The organism is Cohnella baijiui, from assembly GCF_020731285.1.
GTDB lineage: Bacteria > Bacillota > Bacilli > Paenibacillales > Paenibacillaceae > Cohnella.
Genome location: NZ_JAJFOW010000439.1, coordinates 1 through 221, shown reverse-complemented (window position 1 = coordinate 221; position 221 = coordinate 1). Strand labels below are relative to the sequence as shown.

The window sequence follows — 221 nt, the reverse complement described above, 5'->3', positions numbered from 1 at the left end:
AGCACCGTTGTATAGAATGGTACAATAATAGGGAGCTGGAGCGTGTGGCTTGATAGAACATAACGCAGCATTTTTCCAGTGTCTCGCGTCAGAAAGGAACGGATGACAGCCACCCAGAGAGCAAGCGAAAAACCGTATCCGTACACCCAGCGCAGGAAGATGGTGAACCACTCTGGCTGATAGATGCGAAAGATTGCCGCATCATTAAATGGAATGCTGCG

At 49.3% G+C, this 221-nt stretch carries 1 pseudogene; it reads right to left on the bottom strand.

The features are described 5' to 3' along the window. Nucleotides 1-221: pseudogene (locus tag LKX83_RS33295) on the bottom strand (phosphatase PAP2 family protein); the annotation flags it as partial.